Below are 4190 nucleotides of genomic sequence, written 5' to 3'. Positions count from 1 at the left end.
GTCGTGGCTGAGGTCGCAGGTCCAGACGGTGGCGCTGGCCGAACCGCGGTTCAGGCCGACGCGGATGGTGATCTCGGACTGCTTCATGACGCGCTGGCCGTCTTCCTCGCGATAGGTCGTCAGGCGCCCGCCCTGGCGCACCACGGCAACGTCATCCAGGTCCAGGTCGATCAGACCCTGGTCCAGGTCGCCGATGCCGGCATAGCCGACGGCCGCCAGGATGCGGCCGAGGTTCGGGTCGCTGGCAAAGAAGGCCGTCTTGACCAGCGGCGAGTGGGCGATGGCATAGGCCGCCAGCCTGCACTCGGCCTCGTCACGGCCGCCTTCGACGGTGATGGCAATGAACTTGGTCGCGCCCTCGCCGTCGCGCACGATGGCCTGCGCGAGTTCCTGGGCCAGCGCGATCAGCGCCTCGCGCAACGTCTTGGCCTCGGCGCTGTCCAGCGACGTGATCTCGGCATGCGCCGCGCGGCGCGACGCAATCAGCATGAAGCAGTCGTTGGTGGAGGTGTCGCCGTCGATGGTGATGCGGTTGAAGGAGGCGTCGGCCGCTTCTTTCACCAGCGGCTGCAGCAGGGCCGGGGCGACGTTGGCGTCGGTGGCGACGAAGCCCAGCATGGTGGCCATGTTCGGCCGGATCATGCCGGCGCCCTTGGAGATGCCGGTCAGGGTGACGGGCACGCCGCCGATCTCGATGCGGCGTGAAGCGGCTTTAGGCAGGGTGTCCGTCGTCATGATGCCGGCGGCAGCCTCGGCCCAGTTGTCGGCCTTCAGCGCGGCCAGCGCCGCGGGCAGGCCGGCCGTGATGCGGTCGACCGGCAGGGTCTCCATGATGACGCCGGTCGAGAAGGGCAGGATCTGCTCTGGCTGGCAGCCGATCAAGCCGGCCAGGGCCTGGCAGGTCTGGCGCGCACGGGCCAGTCCGTCGGCACCGGTGCCGGCATTGGCATTGCCGGTGTTGATCAGCAATGCGCGGATGGCCGAGCCGCCGGCCAGATGCTCGCGGCAAAGCTGCACGGGAGCGGCGCAGAAGCGGTTGGTCGTGAAGACGCCGGCGACCGCGGCGCCCTCTTCCAGCGCGATGACGCTGAGGTCCCGCCGGTTGGCCTTGCGCACGCCGGCCATGGTCACGCCAAGGCGCACGCCCGGCACGGGCAACAGGGAGGCGGGATCGGGGGCGGTGAGATTGACGGGCATGGCGCGCTCGGTTGGTGTCAGGGAAAGCGCGAGGATTCTAAGAAGTGAAAAAGGCTCCCGAGGGAGCCTTTGCAAGGAGCTGAAAGTGGATCAGCGCGGCAGACGGCGGCGGGCCAGCAGACCGATGACGCCGAGGCCGCCCAGGAAGAGGGCATAGGTCTCGGGCTCGGGGACCGCGTTGACGGCGCTTGCGACGACGAGGTCCTGGTAGCTGGCGTTGCTGAGCTTGGTCAGGCTGTACAGCGCCGGACCCTCGTAGCTCTGAGCGGCGGCCAGGTAGTTGGTGGCCAGGGCCTGCACCGAATTGTTGATGCCATTTTGCTGGCCGGTGGCACCTTCCGTCTTCAGGAAAAAGCTGCCACTACCCTGGGCAACGCTGAGCGTGCCGCTGCTCTCGCGCATGATTTCCCAGACTGCGAGCTGGAAGGCGGCTTGCTGGTTGCCGGAGTGGACCGAAGCAAACTTGCTGGAGTACAGCGCCTGCAGCAGTGTGTCCTGGCTGCCACTGAAGGTGCCGACCGTGTAGGTCTTGAAGTTGGGCGTCACGCCGTCGCTCTTGAAGCTCAGCGCGAAGGACTGGGTCGGCTCGATGCAGTAGGCCAGGAAACTGCCGGTGGCGGCATCCGTGAAGTTCAGTCCACCGGTGACGTAGTTGGTCGTCAGCGAGGTGGTGAGCGCCGGATCGCCGGCATCACGGTCGACGAAGCGGATGCTGACGGTGTCGGCGGCGAATGCCGAAGCGCTCATCAGCAGGGCGGCGGCGAGGGTCAGAGGCTTGAACATGGTTGGACTGCTTTCGTGATTGGGGCGGCTGGACGCGGCTCAGCGAGCGCGGCGACGGGACAGGCTCATTCCGGCCAGGGCCACGGCCACCAGGGCCAGGGCGGTGGGCTCGGGCAACTCGGTGGTCGACGTGCTGCCTTCCAGCGTGGCGGTGTAGCCCTCGAAGCCTTTGGCGCTGAAGCCGGCGCCAAGGACGTGCAGCTGCCAGGCGCCCGCCGACAGCCATTGCTGGCCCAGAGTCCAGGTCTCGATGCCGAAGATGTCGTTGTCCACGTCGATGCCGGCGCCGACCGGCGTCAGCGCGACGGACGTGCCACCCTGGGTGAGGTAGGCCGAGGTGATGTCGACGCTGGCCTGGTCTTCGGCCGAGAACGTGATGACGCTGCCGCCCATCAGCGTCACACCGTTCAAGGTGAAACCGAAGATGTCGTTGAACTGCGCGGCACCTGCGCCGTTGGACATGATGGCGTCGTTGGAAAAGCTGAACGACACCGGCGTCACCGCTGCGGTCGCATTGCATGCAGCGGCAACCAGACTGAGGGCGGCGAGCGCTTTAGACAACGTTTTCATCACGTACTTTCAGGTTCTCTATTCGGGTCTACCCGGAGTTTCGCCGGGGAATGACTGCACTCTAGGGGGGTGAGAGCGGTCCGAGCACCCCTCATGCGCGTGGCGCAGGCGGCGGGATGTGCCCAAACGCACGCTTTTCCCCCCACATGGGTGGGCTGCGCGGGGTGAGCCACCAATGAAAACGGGCCGGCAAAGCCGGCCCGTGGCGGGATGCGACCAGGAAAACTCAGGCCAGCTTGCCGTGGCAGAGCTTGAACTTCTTGCCACTGCCGCAGGGGCAGGGGTCGTTGCGGCCAACGTGGCCGTATTCGGCCAGCAGCGTGGCGGGGTCGACGTCCTGGCTGATGGAGCCGTCCTCGTTGGGGTGCTGGTAGGTCACGTTGGACACCGCTTCGGCACGGCGTTCCATGGCCTCGGCGGCCTGGCTGGCCTCTTCCTGGCTCTGGATGCGCACATTCATCAGCGTGCGGGTGACTTCCATCTTCACGAGGTCCAACAGCTGGGAGAACAGCTCGAAGGCTTCGCGCTTGTATTCCTGCTTGGGGTTCTTCTGGGCGTAGCCGCGCAGGTGGATGCCCTGGCGCAGATAGTCCAGGGCCGCCAGGTGCTCGCGCCAGCGCTGGTCGATGCTCTGCAGCAGCACCATGCGCATGAAGGGGTTGAACTGATCGATGCCGACGCGCTCGAGCTTGTCCTGGAAGAGCTCGTCGCCGGCCTTGGTGACGGTTTCCAGAATGTCGTCGTCGGTGATCGAGTCGCTCTTCTTGACGAGTTCGGTCAGTGACAGGCCAATCTGCCATTCGCCCTGCAACACCTGCTCCAGACCGGGCAGGTCCCACTGCTCTTCCACGCTCTCGGCCGGCACGAAGGTGCGCACGACATCGCTCAGCGTGGACTCGCGCAGCGAAGCGATCTGGGCGATGAGGCTATCGGCCTCGAGAATGTCGTTGCGCTGCTGGTAGATGACCTTGCGCTGGTCGTTCGAGACGTCGTCGTACTCGAGCAACTGCTTGCGGATATCGAAGTTGCGCGCCTCGACCTTGCGTTGGGCGCCTTCAATGCTGCGCGTGACGATGCCGGCCTCGATGGCCTCGCCTTCGGGCATCTTGAGCCGGTCCATGATGGCGCGCACGCGCTCACCGGCAAAGATGCGCATCAGCTGGTCGTCCAGCGACAGGTAGAAGCGCGAAGAACCCGGGTCGCCCTGGCGGCCGGCACGGCCGCGSAGCTGGTTGTCGATGCGGCGKSTCTCGTGGCGCTCGGTCGCGATGATGCGCAGGCCACCCTCGGCCCGCACCTTGTCATGCAGGCCCTGCCACTCGTCCTTGAGCTGCTGGATGCGGCGCGCCTTCTCGTCGGCGGGGACCGCCTCGTCGGCCTCGAGGAACTTGACCTGGTTCTCGACGTTGCCGCCCAGCACGATGTCGGTGCCGCGGCCGGCCATGTTGGTGGCGATGGTGATGACGCCCGGGCGACCGGCCTGGGCGACGATCTGCGCTTCCTTCTCGTGCTGCTTGGCGTTCAGCACGTTGTGCGGCAGCTTGGCCTGGTCCAGCAGCTTGGAGATCAGCTCGGAGTTCTCGATGGACGTCGTGCCCACCAGCACCGGCTGGCCGCGCGTGTGGCAGGCGCGGATGTCC

The 4190-nt window shown here is 66.5% G+C and carries 4 protein-coding genes; all 4 read right to left on the bottom strand.

Features of this window, described 5'->3' with window-relative positions:
* Positions 1–1197: bifunctional glutamate N-acetyltransferase/amino-acid acetyltransferase ArgJ (gene argJ, locus AC1DU6_RS22070; protein ID WP_477859617.1), on the bottom strand; the 1197-nt coding region annotated here is incomplete at its 3' end.
* A 90-nt stretch (positions 1198–1287) separates the two neighbouring features.
* Positions 1288–1980, bottom strand: coding sequence for a PEP-CTERM sorting domain-containing protein (locus AC1DU6_RS22065; protein ID WP_477859615.1), 693 nt, complete (start codon positions 1978–1980; stop codon positions 1288–1290).
* A gap of 39 nt (positions 1981–2019) precedes the next feature.
* On the bottom strand, positions 2020–2550 hold the full coding sequence (locus tag AC1DU6_RS22060; RefSeq protein ID WP_157281139.1) for a PEP-CTERM sorting domain-containing protein: 531 nt from the start codon (positions 2548–2550) through the stop codon (positions 2020–2022).
* A 226-nt stretch (positions 2551–2776) separates the two neighbouring features.
* Positions 2777–4190 (bottom strand): preprotein translocase subunit SecA (locus AC1DU6_RS22055; protein WP_477859614.1); only part of this gene is annotated, 1414 nt, incomplete at its 5' end.

Source organism: Roseateles sp. P5_B10 (assembly GCF_056400485.1).
The sequence above is the reverse complement of the archived record's forward strand: the minus strand, read 5'-3'. Positions and strand labels throughout refer to the sequence as shown.

Excerpts from the sequence above, each read along its gene's own strand:
- AC1DU6_RS22065 (WP_477859615.1), bottom strand. The coding sequence starts at position 1,980 with ATGTTCAAGCCTCTGACCCTCGCCGCCGCCCTGCTGATGAGCGCTTCG.
- AC1DU6_RS22060 (WP_157281139.1), bottom strand. The coding sequence starts at position 2,550 with ATGAAAACGTTGTCTAAAGCGCTCGCCGCCCTCAGTCTGGTTGCCGCT.